The 24316-nt window shown below is 63.3% G+C and carries 27 protein-coding genes; 5 read left to right on the top strand and 22 right to left on the bottom strand.

The annotated features are described in order from the left end of the window. Positions 1-4: 4 nt before the first annotated feature. The gene (locus tag GGR44_RS13100; protein ID WP_017499942.1) at positions 5-685 is read left to right on the top strand and encodes a C1 family peptidase; all 681 of its coding nucleotides are present in this window, start codon (positions 5-7) and stop codon (positions 683-685) included. Further along, entirely contained in the window at positions 657-1436 is a 780-nt protein-coding gene (locus GGR44_RS13095; protein ID WP_017499943.1) for a thymidylate synthase family protein, read from the top strand. Before GGR44_RS13100 ends, GGR44_RS13095 begins: the two co-directional genes overlap by 29 nt. Here the strand turns inward: GGR44_RS13095 and GGR44_RS13090 are convergent. The 5 genes from GGR44_RS13090 to GGR44_RS13070 form a co-directional block, all read right to left on the bottom strand. Then, positions 1403-2107: a uracil-DNA glycosylase gene (locus GGR44_RS13090; RefSeq protein ID WP_017499944.1), complete on the bottom strand. Its 705-nt coding sequence runs from the start codon at positions 2105-2107 to the stop codon at positions 1403-1405. The genes GGR44_RS13095 and GGR44_RS13090 overlap by 34 nt on opposite strands. Further along, positions 2104-3282 carry a nucleoside triphosphate pyrophosphohydrolase family protein gene (locus GGR44_RS13085; protein WP_017499945.1) on the bottom strand — a complete coding sequence of 393 codons (1179 nt, stop codon included), beginning with the start codon at positions 3280-3282 and terminating at the stop codon, positions 2104-2106. The genes GGR44_RS13090 and GGR44_RS13085 overlap by 4 nt, the downstream gene beginning before the upstream one ends. Further along, entirely contained in the window at positions 3279-3479 is a 201-nt protein-coding gene (locus GGR44_RS13080; protein ID WP_017499946.1) for a hypothetical protein, read from the bottom strand. The genes GGR44_RS13085 and GGR44_RS13080 overlap by 4 nt, the downstream gene beginning before the upstream one ends. A 51-nt stretch (positions 3480-3530) precedes the next feature. Beyond that, entirely contained in the window at positions 3531-5495 is a 1965-nt protein-coding gene (gene rlxS, locus GGR44_RS13075; RefSeq protein ID WP_017499947.1) for a relaxase/mobilization nuclease RlxS, read from the bottom strand. An 840-nt stretch (positions 5496-6335) separates the two neighbouring features. After that, the gene (locus tag GGR44_RS13070; RefSeq protein ID WP_017499949.1) at positions 6336-6656 is read right to left on the bottom strand and encodes a DUF736 domain-containing protein; all 321 of its coding nucleotides are present in this window, start codon (positions 6654-6656) and stop codon (positions 6336-6338) included. A gap of 360 nt (positions 6657-7016) precedes the next feature. Between GGR44_RS13070 and GGR44_RS13065 the strand changes: the two genes are divergently transcribed. After that, positions 7017-7244: a hypothetical protein gene (locus tag GGR44_RS13065; protein WP_017499950.1), complete on the top strand. Its 228-nt coding sequence runs from the start codon at positions 7017-7019 to the stop codon at positions 7242-7244. A gap of 53 nt (positions 7245-7297) precedes the next feature. On the opposite strand, the gene GGR44_RS13060 is transcribed toward GGR44_RS13065, so the two are convergent. From GGR44_RS13060 to GGR44_RS12995, 14 genes are all read right to left on the bottom strand, one after another. Further along, the gene (locus tag GGR44_RS13060) at positions 7298-7801 is read right to left on the bottom strand and encodes a hypothetical protein (protein WP_017499951.1); all 504 of its coding nucleotides are present in this window, start codon (positions 7799-7801) and stop codon (positions 7298-7300) included. After that, the gene (locus tag GGR44_RS13055) at positions 7794-8261 is read right to left on the bottom strand and encodes a hypothetical protein (protein ID WP_017499952.1); all 468 of its coding nucleotides are present in this window, start codon (positions 8259-8261) and stop codon (positions 7794-7796) included. The genes GGR44_RS13060 and GGR44_RS13055 overlap by 8 nt, the downstream gene beginning before the upstream one ends. 110 nt (positions 8262-8371) lie before the next feature. Beyond that, positions 8372-10183, bottom strand: a complete 1812-nt coding sequence (locus GGR44_RS13050; RefSeq protein ID WP_017499953.1) for a ParB/RepB/Spo0J family partition protein — start codon at positions 10181-10183, stop codon at positions 8372-8374. Between the two features lie 85 nt (positions 10184-10268). After that, positions 10269-10703: a DUF2958 domain-containing protein gene (locus tag GGR44_RS13045; protein WP_017499954.1), complete on the bottom strand. Its 435-nt coding sequence runs from the start codon at positions 10701-10703 to the stop codon at positions 10269-10271. Then, the gene (locus GGR44_RS13040; RefSeq protein ID WP_017499955.1) at positions 10700-11671 is read right to left on the bottom strand and encodes an ArdC family protein; all 972 of its coding nucleotides are present in this window, start codon (positions 11669-11671) and stop codon (positions 10700-10702) included. The genes GGR44_RS13045 and GGR44_RS13040 overlap by 4 nt, the downstream gene beginning before the upstream one ends. A 515-nt stretch (positions 11672-12186) precedes the next feature. Next, positions 12187-12630 (bottom strand): hypothetical protein, encoded by a 444-nt coding sequence (locus GGR44_RS13035; protein WP_136175471.1) that lies wholly within the window; start codon positions 12628-12630, stop codon positions 12187-12189. A 66-nt stretch (positions 12631-12696) separates the two neighbouring features. Then, positions 12697-13338, bottom strand: coding sequence for a lytic transglycosylase domain-containing protein (locus tag GGR44_RS13030; RefSeq protein WP_017499957.1), 642 nt, complete (start codon positions 13336-13338; stop codon positions 12697-12699). Beyond that, on the bottom strand, positions 13326-13847 hold the full coding sequence (locus tag GGR44_RS13025) for a S26 family signal peptidase (RefSeq protein ID WP_017499958.1): 522 nt from the start codon (positions 13845-13847) through the stop codon (positions 13326-13328). The genes GGR44_RS13030 and GGR44_RS13025 overlap by 13 nt, the downstream gene beginning before the upstream one ends. Further along, on the bottom strand, positions 13840-14151 hold the full coding sequence (locus GGR44_RS17165) for a helix-turn-helix domain-containing protein (protein WP_081095412.1): 312 nt from the start codon (positions 14149-14151) through the stop codon (positions 13840-13842). The genes GGR44_RS13025 and GGR44_RS17165 overlap by 8 nt, the downstream gene beginning before the upstream one ends. A 30-nt stretch (positions 14152-14181) precedes the next feature. Continuing rightward, complete coding sequence (locus GGR44_RS13015) at positions 14182-15063, bottom strand: phytanoyl-CoA dioxygenase family protein (RefSeq protein ID WP_017499960.1); 882 nt, start codon at positions 15061-15063, stop codon at positions 14182-14184. 5 nt (positions 15064-15068) lie between these two features. Next, positions 15069-15683 carry an acyl-homoserine-lactone synthase gene (locus GGR44_RS13010; protein ID WP_017499961.1) on the bottom strand — a complete coding sequence of 205 codons (615 nt, stop codon included), beginning with the start codon at positions 15681-15683 and terminating at the stop codon, positions 15069-15071. Between the two features lie 92 nt (positions 15684-15775). Beyond that, on the bottom strand, positions 15776-16522 hold the full coding sequence (locus GGR44_RS13005) for a LuxR family transcriptional regulator (protein WP_017499962.1): 747 nt from the start codon (positions 16520-16522) through the stop codon (positions 15776-15778). 86 nt (positions 16523-16608) lie between these two features. Further along, positions 16609-16935: a helix-turn-helix domain-containing protein gene (locus tag GGR44_RS13000; RefSeq protein ID WP_017499963.1), complete on the bottom strand. Its 327-nt coding sequence runs from the start codon at positions 16933-16935 to the stop codon at positions 16609-16611. A 487-nt stretch (positions 16936-17422) separates the two neighbouring features. After that, positions 17423-18568, bottom strand: a complete 1146-nt coding sequence (locus tag GGR44_RS12995) for a CaiB/BaiF CoA transferase family protein (protein ID WP_026108913.1) — start codon at positions 18566-18568, stop codon at positions 17423-17425. Between the two features lie 80 nt (positions 18569-18648). Here GGR44_RS12995 and GGR44_RS12990 point away from each other — a divergent pair, with 80 nt between their 5' ends. Further along, positions 18649-19650 carry a LysR family transcriptional regulator gene (locus tag GGR44_RS12990; RefSeq protein ID WP_017499965.1) on the top strand — a complete coding sequence of 334 codons (1002 nt, stop codon included), beginning with the start codon at positions 18649-18651 and terminating at the stop codon, positions 19648-19650. Positions 19651-19814: 164 nt separating this feature from the next. Here the strand turns inward: GGR44_RS12990 and GGR44_RS12985 are convergent, their stop codons facing one another. Next, entirely contained in the window at positions 19815-21818 is a 2004-nt protein-coding gene (locus GGR44_RS12985) for a TonB-dependent receptor (RefSeq protein WP_231735665.1), read from the bottom strand. A 107-nt stretch (positions 21819-21925) separates the two neighbouring features. Here GGR44_RS12985 and GGR44_RS12980 point away from each other — a divergent pair, with 107 nt between their 5' ends. Further along, complete coding sequence (locus GGR44_RS12980; protein WP_082734761.1) at positions 21926-22159, top strand: hypothetical protein; 234 nt, start codon at positions 21926-21928, stop codon at positions 22157-22159. On the opposite strand, the gene GGR44_RS12975 is transcribed toward GGR44_RS12980, so the two are convergent. Further along, a complete protein-coding gene (locus tag GGR44_RS12975) occupies positions 22160-23062 on the bottom strand; it encodes an SDR family oxidoreductase (RefSeq protein ID WP_011415065.1) in 903 nt (300 codons plus the stop codon). Positions 23063-23167: 105 nt separating this feature from the next. Next, positions 23168-24313, bottom strand: a complete 1146-nt coding sequence (locus GGR44_RS12970) for an acyl-CoA dehydrogenase family protein (RefSeq protein ID WP_017499968.1) — start codon at positions 24311-24313, stop codon at positions 23168-23170. Positions 24314-24316: the final 3 nt, after the last annotated feature.

Below are 24316 nucleotides of genomic sequence, written 5' to 3'. Positions count from 1 at the left end.
CCCCATGATCGATATCGTCCGTGACCTTCGGCCGCTGTTCGGGCCTGCGCGCGATCAAGGCGCGCGGCCGACATGCCTCGCATTCGCCGCGAGCGACACCCACGCCGGGCTTCGCGACGGCTGGGCACCGCTGTCGTGTGAATTCGCCTTTTATGCCGCGCAGAAACGGGCGGGCAGACCGCCGACGAGCGGCGCACTGCTATCCACAATGCTGGACGCGCTACGGCTCGATGGCCAACCCGACGAGAAAGGCTGGCCGTATCTGGCAGCGGTTCCAGCCGATCATCGACTGTGGACGCCGCCGGCGACCGTTGGCCCGCTCTATGGCCGCAACGGACAGAGGGATGGAACCGACCTGTCATCCATCCTTGCCGCGCTGGATCGTGACACGCCGGTGCTCATGCTGACGATGCTGTCACGGTCTTTCTTCCAGCCGCGCGGTGATGGCGTCGTCGATCCGGCGAACGACGAACTCCCCGAGCCAGCGCAACGGCACGCGGTCGTCGCGGTCGGGCATGGAACCGTGGACGGCACCCCGGCCATTCTCATCCGCAACAGCTGGGGACCAGGTTGGGGCTTGGAAGGCCACGCCTGGCTTACTGAGCGCTTTCTAGCGCCGCGCCTTTTCGCCACGGCAAATTTGACGGAGGAAGTCGATGTATCTTCCCATACCGCCGCAGCCTGACTGCGTTGCTGGCTGGCGCGAGGCGGTCCGGCTCGTCGACCTCGCCACCGGACACCAGGCGCAGAATGTCGTCATCTCCGTGGCCGAGCCGACTGCGCGCGCAACACTCGCCGATCCCGTCGTGGCGGAAGTCGATGCCTTCCTTTCGGGCCATGGCAAGAAGCCCATCGAGACGGTCGCCAACACGATTTTTCCGGCAGCGCTGTACAGGCGCTACGGCGCGCCGCAATTCTTCGACCGGTTTCGCGACAACGTGCTGCCGAAGGTCCGGAGGTCGGGCGCTTGGTCGGGCTATTATTTCGAACGGATGATGGAATTGCCCCGCGCCGACGGCCAGCCAATCAATCAAATCTGGGGCATCGTCGAGCGCCTGCGCAACCCGAACGTCCGAGCGCTCAACAAATTCGAACTGCTGATCTTCGACCCCGCCCGCGACGTGAATGACTCGCCCTACGGCGGTCAGTGCCTGAGCTTTGCCAGTCTCAAGCTGATCGGCAAGGGCGACGATCGTCGCCTCGGCATGACCGCGCTCTACCGCAATCACTACTATATCGAAAAACTGCTCGGCAATCTGATCGGCCTCGGCCGTCTGCTCGAATTCATCGCCAAGGAAGGCGGGGTCGCGCTGGGTCCGCTCACGATCGTCTCGACCAACGCCACGGTCGACACCGCCAACTGGAACCGCGGCGATCTTAAGCAACTCTTTGAACGCTGCGATCAGGCGAGCGCACATCTCCGTGCTGCGGCGTGAGGCGCGCCCAACGGCAGTTCTAGCGGCTCATCGTTGTCATCCGCGACACCGTACAGGCTGAACATGCCCTCGATGAACTCGCGCTGCCCGCCGTAGCTCGGATGGCGGACCGCGGTGGTCGGAATGTCGAGACCGTCCAGCGCCAGGTGAGCGTCGCGCCCGATCGCGACGATCTGGCGGGGCCGGATCATTGACACGAGGGCTTGCAATATCGGCCAGGTCGCCTCGCGCTCGCTTCGCGTGTGGCATCGGTTCGACATCGGATCATCCGCTTCATGGGGATGGAACGGGAAAACGTTCCAGAGCATGACAGGCTGACCGATCCGCTCTAGCACACGCCAGACGATCGCCGCGGTGCGCTCCGCCACGGCGGGTCCCTGCGTCGCACGTTCAAATGCGATGCCGCCCATCAGCGTGCCGGCATGTCCGAGGTGAATTTCGTCGGTCAGCGGTACGCCCGTACGCCGCCCCCCGCGATAGCCGAGATCACGCGCGATCCAGATCGTTTCGACGCGATGATCAAGCGCCGCGGTGAGCAGCATTTCGAGATTGTCGCGGCGCCGGGCGGCGGCGTCGCTGCGGTCATGGACCGTGCAGCGATCGCGCCAGGGATTGAACACTGAGGGAAGTTCGGTCGCCGCCAGGGTGGACACAAAGGATTTCGGGGTCATGACGGCAATTCCTTGATACGCAGGCGGCGATTGGCGAAGTCGATCAGGACGCGGCCGCGCCGATGCTCCTGAAGGAAGCGGAAAGCCGTATAGCCCTGGAGGATCGCTTCCTCCCAAAGCCACAGCGGACAGCGTTCTGATTCGTAGCCGGCGACGAACTGGCGGACATGCTTCAGCATGTCCAGCGGAAGGCCACCGCGCTTCACGTTTTCAAAGTACCGGAGTTGCTGCGCTTGTCCGAAAATCCAGGAAGTTATGCCCTCTTCGATGAGAATCGCCCGAGCACCGTCTTCGGCGTCGTCGAGTTTCGGATCGCTCTTGCGCTTGAGACGGAGCAGCGCACGCAGCACTGGCGACCAGCCAAGCACCGCGACATAAGCGTAGTGAAAGACATCGTGGAAACGATAGTCGTCGGGTTCGAGCGCGTTGTCGGTGAGCCGGTCGCCGACATACACACCGCTTGAGCGTTGATACACGAATGTCTGCCCGCGAACGGTGCGTTCATAGACGTCGATCGCCATCCGCCGCGGCAATTGCTCTTCTGGGTCGAGCGCCGCATCGGTCGGCGCCGGATAGATGCGCTCGCGCGGCCAGCGATCGAAGATCTTGTGAAGATTCTTCACGGCGGCAGCCTCGATGGTAACACCGGATTCGTTTGCCGCCTGGATCAACCGGCGCATGACCGCGACCAGCCGGCCCGCGAGTGCTTCGCGGTCCTTCGCAAGACCGCCCGCCTGGAAATCGTTGATGAGCAGCCCAACGTCGCCTGCCAGCGCGAGCAGGCTATGCTCGAACTGCGGCATCGGTGCCTTGGCAAGCGGAATGTGCTGCGGCTGCAGCGCATGGAAACTGAGCGTTTCGTTGCCGCCCGTCTGCCATTGTCCGCCGTTTGTCGCCGCGGCGGCAGCGATGTCGCTGAGCGCCATGCGGCTGCGCCGTGCGATCGCCGCCAGATACCAAAGGACGTCACCAAGCTCTTCCGCGACGGCGTGAGCGTAACCCAGGTAGGAGGCATCGTCGCGCTGCTTTTTCTTGGCCTCACTGAGCAAGCTGCCGACTTCGCCGAAAAGGCCAAGCATCGAGAAGCCCAGTGCGCGGCCACCGCTGCGTTGATCAGTCCGCGCGGCCTGCTTCGCATAATCCGCAACAGTGAGAGCTTCGAAATCCTCGCTCATCGCCTGCCCTTCCGGCGATCCGATATCGCGTCTGCGGGGACGCTCACGCCATAGGCTTCAAGTGCCCGCAGTACGATCATCCGGATCGGCTCGCGGGAATCGAGCGACCGTTGACCGAGATCGCGTTTCGTAACGGCAGGAATCTGCACCTGAAGATGCTCGTCGCCGACATCGGTTTGCGCTGCGATATTTTTCATGAATCCATGAAAACATAATTTCATGAAAATAGAAAGCCCGAATCCTCCGGATCAGGAGACGCTCGGCCCGCTGCGCTGCCGCCCGAGTGTCCAGTTGATCCCGCCGTCGCGCATGATGCCCGAGACCGATTTACCGACATGGCGATCGAGAACAGAGCGCCACGGCACCAGCGTGAAATCGCGCGACCGTTCGATGAGCGCATGGCGACCACTCGTCATCTCGACTGCGCGCACGAGCCTGCCTTGAACAGCCTCCCCCTCTCTGGCCTCGGCGAACGGAACGCCTAACTTGTCGGAGAGCTGGCGGGCGACACGCAGCAATTCTCGCCGCTGGAGCGCGGCGAGCATCCCTCGCCGATAGACCGTCTGCCCATCCTGTTCGTCTGCAAGCTGTTCGGTGATCAGCCATTGCCGTCGCATCGCCTGCGCTGAACGAACCTCGTGCCCGAACCCAGCATCGCGCACTGGCACCGGCGCTTCGGCGACCAGCTCGCGATCGAGCCAGGTCGCGGCATCGGTTCCCGGTAATTTGTCGAGCGGGATCGCCGACAGGGTTTCAATGGCAACGGGGTGGTCGCGGAACTGCATGGCTTCGAACCTCTCGACCCTGGCGAGATGGTCCGGCGCGATGATCCAGCTTCCGTCGGGCTCGCGCTCGACGACGCCCGAGATTTTTCGCATCGCTTCAAGCCGCCGGACATGCGTTTCGGCGAAGCGTTCGCTGGCGGTCGGATCGTGCTTCAGATGGGCGTCGATCGAATAGCGCCCGCCGTTCGCCGCCGCGATCTCGTCGATCGTCCGATCGACGGCGCGAATGCCGCCCTCGCGTGGCGCGATCCGGACGATGGCATTTTCGGGGATCGTGTCGACCAGCTCGCCCTTGCCGATCTCGGCATAATGGGTGCGCCCGTCGATGCCGTCGACCAGCAGATAATGACGGTCTTCATGTTCGTCGGCGAGCCCGCGCATCACGACGCGGCCGATGATCGGCGTCGCCTCCTTCGCGACCGGGTCGTAGATGACGCGATCGACCGCAGCACGATCGAGCTTCCGCGCGGTCAGCTCGCGCTGCATGGTGCGGATGATGTCGCCGCGCTCGCCGATCTGGCGCAGTGTGTTCGCAAGGTCGGGCTCAAGCCGCCAGGTGCCGTTGCCGACATGCGAGGCGAGTCCCATGCGCCCGAGTTTCTGCAGGCGACCGACGCGAAGCGATTGCTGGAAGGGATCGCCATCGCTCGCGCTGACCAGCCGCGCGGTATCCATGTCGCGGATCAGCCGTCTGTCGATCGCGGTCAGCCGCTCGGCACCCGTATCGCTGCGAAGCCGCTCTTCGATTTCAAGGTCGGTGCGCGGCCCCAGGTCGAGGTTGACGATCTCGATCGCCCGCTGCCGGCTCCCGTGCGAGATATACTCGCGCGCGATCAGCAGATTCTCACCCCGATCGTTTACGCCGCGCACCACGATATGCGTGTGCGGATGGCCGGTATTGAAATGGTCGACCGCCACCCAATCGAGCTTTGTCCCAAGATCCTGCTCCATCTGCGTCATCAGCCGGCGCACGAACGGCTTCAAGTCGGGATACTGGTCGGCGTCCTCGGCCGACACGATGAACCGGAACTGGCGGCGGTCGCCGTCACACCGTTCGAGGAACGCCTTGCCATCGGCGACGTCGCTGTCGGGCGAGTAGAGCGCACCAGCCTCGCCCTCACGGGTCACGCCGTCGCGCTGAATATAGCGAAGGTGCGCCTTCGCACCGCCCATGCCTTTCCCGCCAAGGCCGACAGGCCGTATCTTGACGATCACGCGGCGCGACCGGAACGCGCCCAATCGGTCGCGCGATCTGAGCACCCGCGCAACACTCGCGCCGCGCCCGATCCGGCTGCCGTCGAAACGGCCGCGCCTGCCCGTTTTCATGCCGGCCCGCTTTGCCGCTTTCACGACGCGGCTCAGGTAGCGCTGCTCCTTGCCCCGGCCGCGCATCCGGCCCAGCTGCGGTTCGAACTCATCATCGCGCATAGCGGCGTCCTTCCATGCCGGAATGACGCTCCCCGCCGATAAGAATGGCGCGTCCTCGCCAGAGCGCAAGGAGTCTCGCGATTGGGATCGGAAAAGCCCAGAAAACCGCCACTCCTGGTAACCCTGTCTCGCACTCAAAGGGCGAGTCTCGCAAAAGCCTTCAAAAAACGATGTGCAGACAAACACTTACAAAATCGCGAGATTTTGCCTCTATCTTGCCATCGAGCCCGACTGCCACCTGCCGCCCCAGACGCCCGCTTTGCCTTCCCGCCTTCCCGATCAAAAAAGGGGAGCGGCGCCATGCGGCACCACTCCCGCGAACCTGCCCCTTCAACAGCGCATCGCCTTATTGCCAGCCTGCCTGTTCGGCCTGACGCAGCGCCCGATTGCACCGCTTCAGCCTCTTCTCAGCGGCCCTTAATTCGGCTTCGATCTGCCGCCGTTCTCCCGCGTCATCGCACCATGAAAGCTCCGCGCGAAGCTCCTCGATCTGTTGTTCAACCGACATCTCATCCTCCTGATACAAGCGAAAGATGAGCCATCGCCCGGCGGGGAGCGGGCGGGGTCAACCACCGCGCAGCGGCCGCGAAGCGGGCGACGGGGGAGCCGATTTTCTCGTCGCCGGAGTGGAGCGAAGCGGAACGCAGGTGGCGTGAAAATTGGGGGAACCGTCGATGGTTGAGGCGGTCCGTTCGCCGCCGGATACTCGGTGCTTGCTGAGCGGATTTCTTCCTCTCTGCAGGCCCGCAAGCGCGTTCCGGTGCAGGAAAAGGCCCACGCCAAGCCCTCAAGGCATGAGGAAAGCCCCGCGCCGGGTGACCGGCGCGGGGCCGATCCGGCTCAGTCGCCGGGGTTCCAGATAACGGCGAACGCGTCGTCGTCGTCCTGCCCGGCGGCGCGGCCGAGATTGGCGTAGAGGGTGCGGCCGCCAAGTTCGGGGGCCGACATGGCGAGGCGGACATATTCGCGCTGGCTCACCTCGCCGGTGCGGATCCAGCCGCCGCCCAGTTCGACGCCGTTCGACAGCACGCGGTAGTCGGGCTGGTCCCCGGTCTTACTGCGGTTGGGGATGATGGCGATCTCGGCATTGACCGAAAGCGTCTTCAAGGCGCCCCGGAACGAACCGTCGTTCTGGCGCTGGACATGACCGATTGAGGGCATTTCTCGTCTCCTTGCACATTCGCCCGACCCGATGCCGGGCGATGGGCGGACCGAAGGGACGGCCCTTGAGCGCGCTGCGAACCGCAGGCCGAAGCGAAGCGGAGGACCGGAAGCGCGGGGCTGATTTGGAGCGAAGCGGCCGCGAGGAGCGCCGCCAAAGCGGCGCGGGGAAATCAGTTCCGCGCGATGGTTTCGCGAGGCGCGCGGCCGTCCCAGGTCATGCGCCCAAGGAGCCGGCGACGGGTTGGTGAGACACGAAAGGACGAGATGCGCGCGCGGACAGGAAGCCCAGTCCGGCGTCTTTCCGGGAAGCCATGATTGCTTTCGCGGCCACGAGGCCGCGGCTATAGCCTCACGGCGATGAACGAAGGAACGACGATTGCGGGGCAGATCGAACGGCTGATCGTGCGGCTGGACGGCGCGGCGGTGTGCGATGCCTGCGTGACTGACCGGCTCAACCTGTCGGTTACCGCACAGGCCAATGTCGTCACCTGCGCGCTCGGCGGCACGCGCGGATTCGAGCGGCAGAAGGACGAATGCACGTTATGCGGAAGCGCCCGGACGGTGATCCGCCGCACCGCCCGGTAGGTCAGGCGGCAGGGGTTTTCGGCACGCGAGCGCGCAGTGCGGCGCGATTTGGGCTAGTTGCCGTCGCCCGCGAGCGCGCGCGACAGCGCCTCGTTGGTCGCGTCGATCTCGATGCGGTCTGCGAAAATCGCGCACCAGCCGCCACCGAACTCCCCGATGCGGGGCTTGGAACAGGTCATGGCCCATTCAAAGCCGATCGGCCCCTTGGCGAGCGTTTCGGGGCAACATCGCTGGATCACCACCGCGATGGCAGCGGCATCGAAATCGTCCATGCTGGCGAAACACACGATCCGCGCGGATGGATCGTCGGGGCAGGTTTCAGCGATGAAATCGGCTCCGATGGTGGGAAATTCGGGATCGTTGAACGCCTCGCGAAACCCGCTCCACCGCGCGTTCGCATCGTCCGGCGGAAAGGCTGCGAGCAGCGCCGCGCTCGGCGGATCGGGCGCGTCGTCATTCGCTAGCGCGTAGCCAGCGTTTGCGACTTCCTCGATCAGCGCGCACTCGGCGGCGGTGCAGCGAAAGGCGAAGCTGCCCTGAATCCAGATGTCAGCCATTGCTCGCCTCCTCCCGTTCGGGCGTGATGACAAGCGGGGGCACCGCGAAGTCGGCCGCATCGAAATGCGCGATGATCGCCGCATAGCTGCCCAATCGCTCGGCGGTGCAGCGCCCCATGAGGATATAGTCGTCCTCGTCGGCAGCGTAGCTTTGCGGTTCGCCGCTGCCGGTGAACACGGTGCGTTCCGCACCCCACTGGCAGGCATAGGCGCCCGACCAGCGCGCGAAGAAAAGCCCATGCGCGATGCAGAAGGCTTCGAGTCCCTCGAACCGCCCCCAGGCGACCTCGTGCGCCATGAGCGCCAAGGGCTCGCCCTCGGGCAGATCGCCGAGCGCGAAGGGTTCGCCGTCCCATTCGGTGGACAGCCCTTCGTTCGCGATGGCCTCGGCGAAGGCGGGAAGCTGGCTGGCGGGGAGCGTCCCGCCGATGGTGATGGATGCCGAAACACGGTCGGCCATGACAAGTCTCCTGTCTGAAATCCGCGCCGCGAGGGCCGCTTGCGGCCGAGCGGCGCGGCGATTTTATGGGGGACGGAACGGGCGGCGGGTGCGCCGCCGCCCGTCCAGTTTCATGCGGCTTCGCGCTCGGGCTGTTCCTGCGGCTCGGCCTTGGCAGGGGCCGGAAGCGCAATCACCGCGCCGGGGCCGGTCGGTTCCGGCTCGCGGTCGGGGCGCGCCGCGAGCACCTTGGCATGAGCCGCGACGGTGCCGACGCCGCCGCGCGCCGTATAGGTAGCGGGCGGGAACGCCATCCATTTCGGCACCCAACCCTCGACCTTGGGCCGCCCGTTCGCACCCTCCAGATGGTCGCGGACGATGCGCTTCAAGACCTTGCCCGGTTCCTTCGCATTGGCGGCGGCGACAGGTTCGCCCGCCACCTCGGCGACGATGCGGGTCAGCACCTCCTTGTCGCGGACACACTCGAAAAAGGCGTCGTCGGCCTGCCAGTAGCGGGCCATATCGACGCCGATCTCGCCGCCGACCGCCTCGATGGCGGCGCTGCCGCTGGCGAGCGTTTCGCCCATGACGATGACGATCACGTCCATTACGGCGCGGTCGGGCACGTCGAGCAAGCGCAGGAACACGCCGACCAGTCCGAAGTCGTCGCCGTTGCCGCCTGTGACGGTCGGTTCCTCGGGCGAGAAGCCGAGAAGGTCCAATACGGCGCGGCGCTTCGCGTCGAAGTCGGTTTCCGCGCGGCAAGTTTCGACGCTTTCGCGCACATCGTCGTTGCGCGCGGTCTGCGGCTCGGGCTTGACCGTCCACAGTGGCGACCCGACGATGACATGGGCGACCATCAAGCGCAGCGCGACCTTGGGATGACGGGTCAGCGAGGCGCGGACAGCGGCATGACGGTGCAGGTTGATATAGGTCTGCATCGTGCTCGTCACTTCGGGGCGCGGCACTTTGGGGCCGGTTTCGATTGCCTCGCCGCGTTCGAGCCGCTTGGCCTCCTTGCTCGTCACATAGCCTTCGTGGACCTCGACCTCGCCGCTTTCGCGCACATCTATATACACGCGCCCGCCCTTGCGCTTGGGTGCCTTGGCGAACTCATAGCGGTAGAAATATTCGCCGGGCGGGACGATCACCACGTCGAACCATCCGGCATCCAGATAGTCCTCCTTGCGCGCGTCGATTACGGCGTTCTGCGCGGTCCAGAACGCGTCGGCATCTGCAAAATAGCGGTCTTCGCCGAACAGATCGGCGACGATCGCAAGGCCGCTCGCATCGACGTCGAACAGGGCATGTTCGACCTTGATCGACTGCCCGCCGAACAGCCATGCCTTCAATTGCTGGCCGGTCGGGCAATAGGCGTCGTCATCGTCGTAGAGCGCCAGCCATGCCTTCTGCTGCTGCTTGCTCGCCAGCGTCAGATGCCGGACGGTCGCCGCGTTGATCTTCTCCTTGCGGTAAAGATCGCGGATGCGCGGAAGCAGGTTGCCGAGCGCTAGGATACGCTTCACGCCAAGCTCGGGAATGCCGAACGTCGCGGAGATATCCGCAATGTCGCGGCCCTCCTTGACCAGCCGTGCGAAGGTTTCCCATCGCGTCACCTCGTCGGGATCGAGCCGGGTGTTCTCGAGAAGCGATGCCTCGATGGCGTCGGCGTCGTCCCCGGCGTCGAGGATGGCGACGGGAAGCGGGCCGTGGTCGATGCCCTCGACAAGCGCGATGGCGTTCGCCGTCCAGCGCCGCCGCCCGGCGACGATTTCGTGGACGCCATTATCGTTGCCCGCCTGCGGGCGCACGATCAGCGGCACGATGACACCGCGCTTGCGGATCGAGGGCAGAATGTCGCCCACGTCCGGGGGCTTGGGTCCGTGCCGCATGTTCACCTTGGACGGAACCAGCTTGCTATGGTCGATAAAGTCGAGTTTCATTGGTCTGCTCCTTCTGGAGCGCCGGTCCCGTTTGTCTTGCTGGATGGGCGGGACCGGCACTCAATGCGGCGAAACGCGCCGCGCGTCATCCGGCCCCTCGATCATCAAGAGGCGGCGGAAGCTCGTTGCCGTTCCGGCTATCGGTGATGCGGCGAAGTTCGGCTTCGGCCAGAACGATTGCACCCATGCGCCGCGCGGTATCGGACCATAGCGAAAGCGGGGCCAGCGGCTCGAAATGCTCGTCGCGCTCGATGAACAGGCCGAAGGGCAAGCGGACGCCCGCAATCTCGGTAAGCGAGAACACGCCCATTTCCGGGCATCCGAACCCCAAGTCGGCGAGGCCGAACAGCGTGTCTCCATCGTCGTAAAGCTCGGTGGCGATCCACGTCGCCGCGCCGACCGGATTGAAGAATTTGACCACCGGGAACGGGTCGAACCGTTCGTCGCGCTGCTCGTGGAGGCGGCTGGCGCGCGCATTCGCGCGCAGCGCCGAAAGGATCGCATGGGGGAGCGTAATCATGCCGCTTCCCTCCCTTCGTCCTGCGTCTCGGCGTAGCGGGCAAGCAGCCAATCGGCGGCCTTGCTCGCCTGACTGGCCGCGCGAAAGATCGCGCGATTGTCCTCGCGCAGCACGTCGAGCCATGATGCCAGATAATCGGCGTGACGAACGGTCGGCACGATGCCGAGCGCGGCGCAAAGGAAGGCCGATCCCATCTCGGCGATCAATTCTTCGCGCGCATAGTCCTTGCTGCCGAACGCATTGCGCAGATTGCGATTGAGGCGCGACGGGTGGCCGCTGGCATGACAGAGTTCGTGCAGCGCCGTCCGGTAGAAATTGATCTGTTCGTGGAAGGCCGGTTGCGGGGGCACCTGCACATAGTCGGCGCTCGGGACATAGTAGGCCTTGTCCCCACCGATGCGGAAATCGACGCCCGATGCCGCAATGACCGCTTCGGCGATCGGCACGACTTGGCGTTCGGGAAGCGGTGCGGGGTCGGTGGCAAGGCCGGGGCGCAAGCCTTCGCACTGTGCGACGTTGAACACGGTGAAGCGTTTGAGGAACGGCACCGCGCGGGCTTCGCCGCCGGTCTGGCGCGCGCGTTCCTTCTCGGCTTCGGGGGTGAAGCGGTCGGCATAGACAACCCTTGTCCCGCGCTCGCCTTTCCTGACATTGCCGCCCGCCTCCAAGGCTTGGCGGAAGGTCAGCCACGATTGCGACGGATAGCCGTTCTCGATCACTGCTCCCCACAGGATCAGGACATTGACGCCGCTGTAATTGCGGCTGGTGAGCCCGTTGCGCGGGAGGCCGGGGGCGGCGGAGAAGCCTTGACCATTGGGGCGGCCCCAAGGCTGGACCCAAGGGAAGCGGCCCGCCTCAAGTTCGGAAACAATGCGGCCCGTCACCTCGTCGTAAAGATTGGCGCGCTCCGCCGGGGGCTGGCGTTTGCTGCCCTCTGCGCGCGCGCGTTGGCTGCCGGTCTGGTGCATGGCTATCCTCCAATGCCGCCCCAAAAACCCCAGGGCCTCCCCCGGAGCGGGGGTGGGCGGCGAATTGCGACCTGCCGGGCGCGGCCAGGAGGCGGTCCGCACCCGCAGGGCCGAAATGCAATGGAGGAGCCGGACCCGAGCGCAGTCGAAGGCCGGCTTGCGGGACGCCGGGCCGGGCCCAGAAGGGAGCGCCGCCCACCCGCGCGACGAGGGGAAGGCCCAACGAAAAATGCCGCCGCGCCGGTCAGGCGCGGCGACGACAGGCCGGAGCAAGGCTCCGGCATCCCGCCAGTCCGATCGTCACCTTTGGCCGGGACGCGCGAAGCGTGGCCCGGTGGAGCTTGGCGAACGGATGTGAGCCTAGCGGAATAGAGCGGCGGTCGCGCCGCAGGCGCGAGGCGCCTGAAAACCCGGATGCGTCAGGTCAGACCCTGCCGTCTTGAAGCACTCTCGTCGTGGTCGCCATGCGCGCGGTGACACGAGGAGCGAGCACTCGGCCCACTGGCCCCAACAGATCAACCGTGCAGCGGGGATCCGTTCGAACCGGTGCAAGCGGTCATCGCGGGCAACAGGCTCATCATGGCGGCACCGGCGATGATGATCGCGCCGACCGCCGCGGCGATGCCGGTCGCGGTCGGCCCCGCACCGCCGAGCTGCATCAGGCTGGAGACGACACTGCCGCCGGCGATCCCGGCGGGCACGGCGAAGAGAAGCGCGATCGCTCCGCGAAGCGGAACGGGCAACCGCGACGCGATGAGCATGCGTCCGATCAGCAAGACCGCGACGCCGACGACGAGGCCGAGAAGCAGACCGAGCAACGGCCCCAGTTCGCCACCCCCCGCCCACAGAAATGCGGCCGCACCGAGCCCGACCGGGAGTGCGAAGACGGCGAGCCGGAACATCGCCCAGGCGAAGAGGACGATGCCGGTGGCGGACAGGATCAGACCGAGCAACATCACGACCAACTCCATAGGCTCGGAACATAGCAGAAACACGATTCGGCATGAAGCCCCGATCGGCTCGCACTATGGGCGGTCTGGCGCGTTCTTCTCGGGCGACGTCGATCGCAGCGCGACGAACAGCGTGGCCGCACCGGCTTCGCTCCGGCCGGCAGGGGGCCGGTCGCCGATCGCGAAGAAGATGGCATTGACGGTACGCGGCGTTGCACTGGCGGCCGTGACAGCCGACCGGGAATTGACGGGCACTCCGGCGACGCTCGCGAGATAGGCGCGGGTCTCACCGGGCAGCGCGCGGCCGGTCCGCACGTGCTCGGCATAGCGTGCCGGTCCCGCGTTATAGGCTGCGAACAGTCCGGGATAACCGAAGCGGTCATACATCAGACGAAGATAGAGCGTCCCCGCCAATATGTTGTCGCGCGGGCTATGGGGATCACGTCCGAGCCCGAGCCGCGCGCGCATTTCGGACCAGGTGCCGGGCATGAGCTGCATCAGTCCCATCGCGCCGGCGTGGCTGGTAATCGGGCGCCCGTCCAGCACCGTGCGCCCGCCGCTCTCGGCGCGCATGACGCGCTCGATCCATTCTACCGGCACGCCGAAACGCGCCGAGGCTGCCTCGATATAGGGCCGCCAGTGAACGACCGACTGCGCGTCAGCCGGTGCCGCCGCCAGCAGCGCCAGGGCGGTGATGGCGACCCTCAGCCCAGCCACAGCAGTCGCACCTCGCCGATGACGTCGCCGCGCGATGTCGGTCCGAAATAACGCCCATCGAACGAATCCGGGCTGTCCATCAGCAGGAACAATGCGCCCGAACGCAACATCACGCAGCCATTCCACCACGGCATCGGACGGTCGCGGCCATCGGCTTCGCGGCGTTCGGCCACCGGGTGGCCGTTGACATAGATCTCCCGCCCGCGCGCACAGACGCGATCGCCGGGCGCGGCCGCGACGCGCTTGACCAGCGGGATATTGATCGGAATGTAGCGCCGCTCGGCGGCGAGCCGGCGCCAGCGGTCGGGCACCCGGACCAGCACCATGTCGCCCGATGCGATGTCCTGCCGTCCGCTGACGGCATAGAGACCGATCGGCGCGCTGGCCGATGCGTTCCAGACCAGCCACGGCGTTGGCGGCAGCGCGATCGTGGTCGCCAGCGCGGCCGCGCCGAGACCGATCAGCGCGGTGGGTTTAGCCGGCAGACGGGAGGGTAGCAGCCTAGCCATTGCCTCCCTCCCGCATGTTCGCGCGCGACCAGGCCTCGATATCGTCGATATGGTAGCGCCAGACGGTGCCATGCTTTCGGCACGGCGGGCCGCGCCGCTCCCGGCGCATCTTCTTGAGCGTGTCCCCCGCGAGACCGAGATGGAACGCGGCCTGCTTGGTTGTCAGAAACGGGCAATGCTCGCGTGCCCGCCGAGCGCGCTCCGCGGCCGACGACGCCGTGGCTCCACCGTCCACAGCGGATGAATCCGCCTCGATCCGTGTTCGCGCGCCGCCGCCTGCTTCGGGGTTTGGATCGTGTGTCATGAGTGCAGCGCCCGGTCCGACGAACCCGCGTTACCCGCCGATCAGGCCCGCACGCGCGGCTTCCTGTTCGGCGACATAGGCATCCAGCATGTCGGCCTGGCCGGGGAGCAGCGCGTCGATCGCAGGGAGGCCGTCGATATCGTCCCGGTGAAGCAGCACGGACGGGCACTGGCCTTCGACATTGCCGAGATTGGGGCGATGCTGGGCATAGCCGATGAGCGCGGCCAGATCGGGATCGAACGCTCGAGCGATGGCGGGCGGATAGACGAGATACTGATTCTCGAACGTCCGCAGCCATCCGAGGCAATAGGAGGTGATGACCGCGCGGCGCACATGATCGGACTGGTTAGCGCCGGCACCATGCAGGATCGATCCGAGGAACAGCAGCGCGGAGCCGGGTGGCATTTCGGCGGCGACCGGACGTGCATCGCCCGGTTGCGATGCCGCATCGTGATGGCTGCCCGGCCAGACCAGCGTCGCGCCACTCTCCAGCGTGAACGGATCGATCGGCCAGATGACGTTGATCTGATAGTGCATCCCGGTCTTGACGCCGCCCCAGAGATCCTGGTCGCGGTGCGGCACCTGCGCGAGCGCGCCGGGATGGATTTCGATCGCCTGGGTGAGGTTGAGAACGATACGATCGCACCATTCCCCGAGCACCGTTTCGGCGATACCGCGGATGATCGGGTGCAGCACAAGGCCGGCGATATGCCGTGAACGCCGCAACAACGCGCCAAAGCGCTTGGTGCGGGCTCCGTAGAATCCGCCTTCGCAAAAGGGCGTGGCGACGAAGCGCGGTGCGAGTTCGGCTTCGAGCGCGGTGATTAGCTCGGTCGGCACGGCGTTATCGACAATGACATAACCGTCGGCGAGCAGCATCGCGGCGAGGCGGGCGGGGTCGTGCATCGCCATTCCCTTCACGCGGCTCTTGCCGCCGCATCGGGAGTGATCGCACCCGGTACATAGATGCCGTTCGACGCCAGCAGCGCAGGCGTACCGGCGCAGATCTCGATGCGGAACGCTCCAAGGAACGCGCCATCGATGCGGCGCGCGGGGCCGAGCGGCGCTGCGCGCCAGCCCATCGCCAAAACCTCCTCGCGAAAAGCAGCGGTCACGACGCCGGTTAGCATGGTGATTCCGCTGCCGAGCGCATGATCGACCATCGCCGAGATGAGCCGGTTGCGGACACGCAGGCGTCCGGGGGCGCCCAATCGTTGCGGCAGGCAAAGTCGCGTAATCTCGCGAACCTGCTCCCCCCGGGGCGCATCGCACTCGCAGAGCGACGCGAAACGATCGGCGAGAAGATGTGCGCCCTCTGTCGATAGCAGCCGCATCGACCCCTGGTGAATGCAGCCATCGTCGGTGGCGATCAGATAGACCGCCTTGTCGCCGTCATAGCTGTCGATTTCATAGCGGCCGCCGACGACCGGAACATCCCAGCCCAGCAGATCGACGAACAGGGTCTTGCGGTCCTCGAACATCGAGGCGGCGCGCGCATCGGTAAGCGAGCACCCTTTGACAATATGGATCATGGCAGTAGCTCCCGTTCAAATTGAACAGTCGCGAAGGGAGCAGAGATGAAGGGCTCAAACAGTCGTCAATATTGAGGATGCGGCGATCCCGCTCAGAACCGCGGGACGATCTCCTCGATGCAGACGATTCCGCAGGCGAGCGCGATCGCCGGGAGCTGCGCGCGGGAATAGATTCCGAAATGTTCGCGCAGGTCACGCATGTAGGTGCGCACTGTCGTCGGGGCGATGTTCATCATGATCCCGATCTCGACGTCGCTCTTGCCCATCGCCGCCAAGCGAAAGCATTCGAGCCGCTTTGGGCTGAGATGGGGTAATTTCAGCGGGCGCGCCGGAAAGCCGTGCAAGCGCCGCGCCTCGGTAAACGCCTCGCTCGCCATCAGCGTCGCGATCCGGCAGATATGCGATGGCGGCAATTGCCCGTCGCGCGTTGCGAACGTACAGCATCCGGGCGGCTCGCCGGCGACGCCAATCGGAACGGTGAGGCCGTTGCGCAGGCCATGACGCGCGGCTTCGCGCACGATGCGCGCCTGTCGCCGCGTGAAGCCGCCCAGCAGTCGCTCCATTTCGTGCCAGCAGAACGCCCGGCTTGTCGAGCGCGCCGCGAGCAAGGCGGGATCGTCGCGGTAATAGCCTTCGGCGACGAAAACGTCGCCCCAGCTCTGGAAATTGTCCATGCGGAAATATCGCCCACCGGGCTGAAAGAAGGCCATGCTCTGGACGATCGCGAGCCATGGGAGGCCGAGCTGGCGTGCGGCGGCCTCGCTGCAACTGAACAGCTCGCGATCACTGTTCGCGCGCCTGGCCTGCTTAATATAGGCATCGAGGTCGCGAAACGGCACCGAGGGGCACTCCTTTCGACGCGCGCGTTGCGGGCGCGTCTATCGGGCGCGTGGTTCCAGCCCACGCGCGTGCAGCCCCCGATGATTTACTTGGTCTTGCTCGGCCGCCCCGTCGGCTTGTGCGGATGGCGCCGGAGCGTCACCGCCGGGCGCGCCAGTATCGCGCCGATTTCCAGTTCGTCGTCCGAAACGATCGAGATCGATATCCGGCCGGACAAGAGATAGACGGCATTAACGCCGAGTGCCTTCGCGAGCCGCTCCATTGCTTTCAGCGTCGGGCTCGACCGGCCATTTTCGATCGCACTCAGATAAGAGCTGCTCGTGCCCGCATCATGGGCGAGCGCTTCTTGCGTGATGCGCATCGCAAGCCGCAATTTCCTGAGATTCAAACTGAAGGACTTCGACGCATCCATAAGGGCGTAAGTTCACGCCCTGCGACCATTACTCCACACTGGATACAGGTTGGAGTTATTATCTATATTATTACGTTTTTACAAATATTTAAATGAGATTCCCGAACAACGCGCACTCAACTCTGATGCGGATTCTCAGGCGCGCCAAAAGACCGCATTCGGACGGTCGAATCGGTCGATGACCGAAGCCCTCACGCCAGGACATTGGCCGTGGACGCCGCAGTGGAAATCCCATCGGCGTCGTCACATCCGGGGCGAGCATTGATTTCAAGCGCCGAGCGAATCACGATGCGAACAACGTCCCGTGGACACGTCCGCAATCGCCGTTCCGGCGTGGCGTACAGGAATCATCGGATAGTTTGACGTGCCTGTGTGTCGTTGTCTCCTTTGATTTGAATGCAGCGCAGCGAAGCGGAGCGTCGCATTGGTTCATAGTTATGAAATCACCGTTCGTGTCGGGCCGCTGGCCGCCCACCATGCCAACCGACTACTCGCAACAGTCGGTTCTGGCGGTAATCCCGCAGCGGTCCGGTTTGCTCCAGCCCCGCCGAATTGTACTCGGATCTTCATGATGCAGCGGGATCGGTCCGGGGATCGGTAGTGACGAGCCCGAAAAACGTGGCGCCGGCATTGCCTGGAGGATATTGTCGATCTCCCGATAGACGCCTCGCGCTGCCATATGAGGATGGCGCGCCGCTTCGTCCGGATCAAGCACGGGGGCAAAGCAGGCATCGCTGCCTTCCAGCAGTGTGCGCCATTCTTCCCGTGTCCGCATGGCGAATATCTCGCTAAAACGCTGCTTGAGCTCGGGCCAGGCATCACGATCATAGCCGTCGTCAAAACTGCTATCGCCGGCCAACCCCAGCTTTTTGCAAAGCAGCGCATAGAACTTGGGCTCGAGTGATCCGACTGAGATGAAATTCCCGTCGGCGCACCGATAGGTCGAGTACCAGTGAGGGCCGTCAAGGATGCTGCAGCCGCGTATGCTGGCAACCTGGCCGGCGGCCTTCAGGCTCAGGAGCAAGTTCATCATGTGAGCGCTCCCATCGACGATCGCGGCGTCAACCACTTGCCCATTCCCGGTATCCCGCGCGTGCATTGCCGCTGCGAGGACGCCGATGGCCAAATAGAGCGCTCCACCCCCAATATCGCCTACCAGGCTTGGCGGCGCCATTGGCGGTTCACCGGGATGCCCAGCATACCAAAGGGCTCCTGACAGCGCGATATAGTTGATGTCATGGCCGGCCGCTTGGGCGAGAGGTCCCTGCTGCCCCCAACCCGTCATGCGACCGAATACAAGGCGGGGGTTACGCGCTAGGCAAACCTCGGGACCAAGGCCGAGCCTCTCCATCACCCCAGGCCGCATGCCTTCGATCAGTACATCGCCCCTTTGGACGAGATCCAGGACATGCGCGACGCCTTCGGGGGACTTCAGATCCAAGGCAATTACACGTTTCCCGCGGTTCACAATGGCGCCGCTGCCAAGATCGATATTTTCGGAGTTAGGGCTTACGCGTTCAATGACGACGACATCGGCGCCAAGGTCGGCCAACAGCATTCCGCAAAACGGCGCCGGGCCGATGCCCGCAATTTCGAGTATTTTGAGGCCTGCAAGCGGACCAGTTTTCGTCATTCAGGCATACCTGCGTCTGAGACCTTGGCGCTTTGATCCAGGCCGTTTCGCCGCTCCAGATTTCGAGACGGGTTGCAGTCGTGCTGGGCGGCAGTGTCGAAAGTAAGATTGGCAAAATGACCTTGATTCGCCTAATTCATTCTCTGGAGCAATTATTCCTGTGGGGCATGTCCATGCTCGATTCTCGCCTCAAGCATGCCGTCGCGGTTGGTCAGCTTCGTTCCTTCTCCAGGGCAGCGGATGCGGTTGGTGTCACGCAGTCGGCGGTGACCAAGAGTGTCGCTGAACTCGAACGGCATCTTGGCTATTCCCTTTTCCATCGGACCTCACGGGGCGCGATGCCGACAGAGGAGGGACGCGAATTTATTGATCGCGCAGCGCGCTTGCTTGCCGACGCAGCTGAACTACTCGGAGATACAGCCCGCCGCGCCGACGCCTATGCGGGCCCGCTTCGAATCGGACTGTTCCCAGGGTCAATCGACTGGTTGCTCACCCAACCTCTGGTTTCTTTGCTGCGGCGCCATCCGGCAGTGCGCGTCGAAGTCGTTTCGGGCAACAGCGAAAGGGGCGTGCGACTCCTGTCGCGCGGCGATATCGATGTCGCCTTTGGACTTGAAGCGGCCTTTGCACGCTGGCCGGAATTCAAGTGCGAGCGGGTCGCCTCGATCGAAATACTGCCTTTTGTGCGGAACAATCATCCCATTCTGGGGATAAACCCGACCAGCAAGGAGCCGCTGGTCCAGTTCGAATTCGTAGTGCCCTCATCTTCCGAACCCTACACATCGATCATTCAGCAGATGTACGAAAAAAGCGGTAAGCGTCCCGCTGACTGGATCCACATGACAGACTATTTTCAATTGGTTCGACGGATCGTTGCCACATCCGATGCTATCGGGATGGTTGCAAAACAGTTCACCGAGAACTCATGGTTTCGCGCCAATTTCGTGGCCTTGGAGGGAATCGGTTTATTCGATCCATTGACGCTTTGTTATGCTGTGCGTAGCCGCTGGCAGGTAAAACCGGCTGGCCGTGCGCTCGTCAGCCTTGTTCGTCAGGCATGGCGCACCGCATCATCGGATTAACGGCAAGGGGGCGGGGTGCGATCGGAAATCCGCTGCATCCGTCGCGATCAGCTAGAGCATTTCGCGCAGAAGTGGGAACCGGCTTTCCGGCAGGAAATGCTCTAGCAAATTGATCTTGGGCATTTTCCGAGTTGGCGGGTGATTCCACTCGCCTCGAAAATGGCCTAGAAGCTAATCGCCACTTCTCCGCCGATGACGCGCCCCCTGTTTAGCGGTGAAAGGCTTGCACCCGTGCCCCCGAAGGCCGCCGGCAAAGGTGTATCGCCGCCAATCGTCACCTCATTCAGGAGGTTTCGGCCATAGATGGAGAAGCGCCAGTGCTTGTTGTCGGTCGCCAATGTGAGGCTCGCATCGAGCATATCGGCGCCCTGAAGGAAGCCGACGTTGTTGTCGGTGAATGCCGCCTTGTCGCGATGCGTGAAGCTGACACGCGCCGTTGCTGTCCCCAATTCGCCAAGCTGCTGATCATAAGTCAGCCCCACGCCATAGGTCCATGGCGACAGCCTTGGCAATTTGAGCGCACGATCCACATCGTTGATGACGCCATCACCGCTGAGGTCGAACTGGACGTTGCGATACTGGCCATTCACGTAGCCGAGCTGACCCGAAATCACGAGGTTGGACAAAAGAAAAAACTGCCCCTCGGCCTCGACGCCTTTGATTGTGGCGTCGGCGGTGTTCCGTATGACCTGGCTGACGCCAAGCGGTCCGGGCAGGTTGATCTCGCGCTGCAGGTCCTTCATGCGATTGTAGAAGGCCGCCAGGTTGATCCGGTGGCGCCCGAATTGCTTCTTGGCGCCGAGTTCGAAACTGTCCTGGGTCTCTTGATTGAATGGCCCCGGCGGCACAGCGGGATCGGTGTTGCGCAAATTATATCCGCCGCTGCGGAACCCGCGCGTGTAAAGGCCATAAATCTGCGTGTCGTCATCCGGCTTCCACTGAAGGCCGATTTTCGGCGTAAACCCTCGCCATTTTGCCGCGTCGGCGAAATTGGTTGCACAGATCAGCGTGTCTAGATTGCAACCATTTGCGCGTAAGGCCGAGACCCGAACGGCTTTGCGTTCCCAACTATACCGCGCGCCGAGATTCAAGGTCAGCGTATCGGTGAAATGCCAGTCGGTCGAAGCAAAAATGCCCCATGTTGTCTGGTCTTGCGTACCCCCACCGGAAACGATCCGAGCACCGCCCAAAAGATTCCGCAGCTCGGCGTAACGAAGATCCTGGGAAAAATAGTATAGACCGGTTGTCAATTCGACGTCACCGAACCTTCCGGCATAACGAAGTTCGTCGCTGAGTTGATCCTGGTCGATTTCGAAAAAGGCATGAAAGAAGGACTGTGGTGTTCCATCGATATCAGCGCCCGCGGAGGATCGGAATTTCCGATAGCCAGCGATGTTGGTGAAGACGCCTTCGCCCAGACCAACATCGATGTTGGTTTCCACGATCGCCTGGTCCCATTTGGCATCATAGAAACCTGGGAAATTGATCGAAAACCTGAAGCTGTCGCGGGGAAACAGCGCGTGACTCTGGACAGGGGCTCCATCGCTTTCGACATCGCCATGCTCATAGCGGAGATCCATTCGGAAGCGGTCGCCACCCTTGAGCGAAAGTGCCGGGCGAATGATAAGGTCATGTGATTTACCGAAGCTGCGATTGTCGAAGCGGTTGCGAAACCAGCCATTGTCGTCGCTGTAGTAGACGGCCAATTTGGCAGCCAAAACGTCATCGACGATAGGTCCGGTAACCGTGCCGCTTACGGTCTTTTTCAGTCCCGTTTCAATGGATAGCTTGGCTTTGGCTCCAAAATCGAAGCTGGGCCGCGTGGTCCGCACAACCACGGCACCGCCGGTAACGTTGCGACCGAAAAGCAAGCCTTGCGGTCCACGCAGAACTTCGATCCCCTCAAGGTCGAAGTTGTCCAGCACGACACCAGCGTTGATGCCGAGGTAAATACCGTCAGTGAAAACGCCTACGGTGGGGTCGATCGATGGGATCGTGCTGTTGATGCCGAGGCCCCGGATAGTGAAATTGGCATAGCCCGGTGCCGTACCCACATCCTCGAGCTGGACGTTGGGAACGTCGTAGCTCAGACTTTGAAGATTCTGGACGAACTTGGCATCCAGCTGCGCTTCACCAAAAGCCGTGACCGCCATCGGTACTTTCTGCACGCTTTCGCCATAGCCCTTTTTGGTGGCGGTAACGACAATGTCCTCAGCCAGCGCTTCCGTGGCGCTCCCGGTTTGGTCGTTCGCCTAGGGCGTTGCTTCCTGGGCAAATGCTGTTCCCGAGCACAACAACGCGGCAGAAGCCAATAGACATCCTCTCATGGCTGATCCTCTCTTCCCAGGAGATATTGTGTAGTTCATGCCGTTTGGCGGCATTTGAGGGCCGTCGTCCAATTCAATTCGCTGCAGAACTATTCCTGCTGCTCATCGATATCTGGCGGCAGCACGACGCCATCGGCAGCCCGACGGCCGCTCAAAAATATCATGGTAATTCATCGGGTTGATTACGCTCTCAGCGCCCGTTCTACCGCCTCAAGGCTGTCATTCAGCCCGAGCGGGTGCTCGGCATCCGTGAAGTCGACAATTCTACCCCAGTGCCGGGCGACATCATCGAGCGTGAACGCCCTGTCCGCTCCGAAGGCGTGCCCAAGCGCGCGCTCCCACCTAAGCTTGGCGATATAGCCGGCTCCAACTTCAAAAAGCCCTTTGGTTTCGCTGCAATTCTCGTGCGCAAGCCAACCGACCAATGGACTGATCGCTTCCGCTCTGAGATTGGCGAGAAACTCTTGTGGAAAGGCAGTCGCGGTCATACGCGATGCGGCGATTGGGGCGATCGTATTAACCTGGATGTTTCTGGACCGCCCCTCCTCCGCCAGCGCGTTCGCAAGCCCCAATATTCCGAGCTTGGCTGCGGCATAGTTGGCCTGACCGAAGTTGCCGTAGATTGCGGCTGCAGACGTGGTCATGACGATGCGGCCATAGCCCTTGTCGCGCAGTATCGGCCATGCTGCCTGCGTCACTGCCCGCGTCCCATTCAGATGGACCCGCTGAAGCAGTGTCCAGTCTTCGTCGGTCATTTTGTGGAAGCTCACATCGCGCAGGATGCCGGCATTGTTGATGACGACGTCAACGGTTCCGAAGTTGTCAACCGCGGCTTGGATGATCAGCGCGCCCTCCTCGACCGACGCATAATTTGCCACCGCCTGACCGCCCGTGGCTCGAATTTCGTCGACCACATTGTCAGCGGCTGTGGAGCAGCTGCCGCTCCCTTTCTCGTCGCCACCCAGATCATTCACCACCACCTTGGCTCCGCGCCCGCCAAACATCAGCGCGTACTGGCGCCCAAGTCCGCCTCCGGCTCCGGTCACAACCACTACCCTGCCATCGAAACGAAGCTCTTCGTCCATCGCTTGTCTGCCTCTTTTACCTGAGCGACGCATCTGCGCATTTGATCCTGTGCGAGTCAGGCACGCGGCTCCATTTCCGTCGACGCTGTCGTTTTCGTCTGAGCCTTACCGAAAGGCTTGAATGCCGGTCAGGGCGCGCGAAACAACAAGCTTTTGAATCTCCGTCGTGCCATCGGGGATGGGGCAAATGATCGCCTCACGCACCAGCCGCTCAACGATGAATTCGCGGGTGACGCCGTTGCCGCCATGGATCTGAAGCGCATCGCGCGTCGCTTCGATCGCCATTTCGGTGGCGTACCACTTGGCCATCGAGCATTCCGTCTCTGCGCGCGTGCCCGCCTGGACGAGGGATATTGCCCGGTGCGTCAACAGACGGGCTGCGTCGATCTTGGTCGCCATGATGGCGATCTTGTCGGCGATCAGCTGATGGCCGGCGATCTTCTTGCCATGCTGCGCGCGATCGCGAGCGTACGCGATCGCCTCATCCATTGCTCGCCGTGCGATGCCGATACTCCACATCGCCATATGGCAGCGGGCAATCTCGAACACTTGCAACGTATTGCGCAATCCATCGCCGACCCGGCCGATCGTGTTTGCCACCGGTACGCGGCAATCGGACAGGAATATCTGTGCAGTCGATTGGCCGTTGAGCGCCATCTTCTGGATATCGCGCACCTCATACTCACTCTCGTCACGATCGACCAGGATGTGAGTGACTTCATTTTCGCCAGTCTTGCACGTACAGATGAAGATGTCCGAGTAGGCTCCGTTGGTGATCCAGGTCTTTTCGCCATTGATGACCCAGAAATCGCCGTCTCGTACGGCGCGTGTCTTGATGGCGGCGACGTCCGAGCCGACATCGGGCTCCGAGATGCCGAGCGAAACGAACTTCTCGGCCGCGACGAGGTCGGCAAGATAGCGTTGCTTGATCGTCTCCGGGGCGAAGCGGCGGATGAGTTCTGCGCCAACCGCGTTGATGAAGCCGGGTATGGCCACATCGAGCGAGGAATAGGCGATCTCCTCGAAAATGAGCAGATGAGTGAGCCATCCCATATCAAGCCCGCCCCATTGCTCCTGATGCGGTGCGGTAATATGGCCATAGCCGGTCAGTGCTTGAGTCCATTCCTTCATGAGCGGTTTGGGGATGAATCGCTCCCCATGCCGGCGGATTTCCGGCTCAAGCTTGTTGTCGAGAAAGCGGCGGACGGTTTCCACCGCCATGCGTTGTTCATCGGACAGCTCAAAGTTCATATC

It is taken from the genome of Sphingobium fontiphilum (assembly GCF_014196635.1).
GTDB classification, from domain to species: domain Bacteria; phylum Pseudomonadota; class Alphaproteobacteria; order Sphingomonadales; family Sphingomonadaceae; genus Sphingobium; species Sphingobium fontiphilum.
This window is presented reverse-complemented; position numbering and strand designations above follow the sequence as displayed.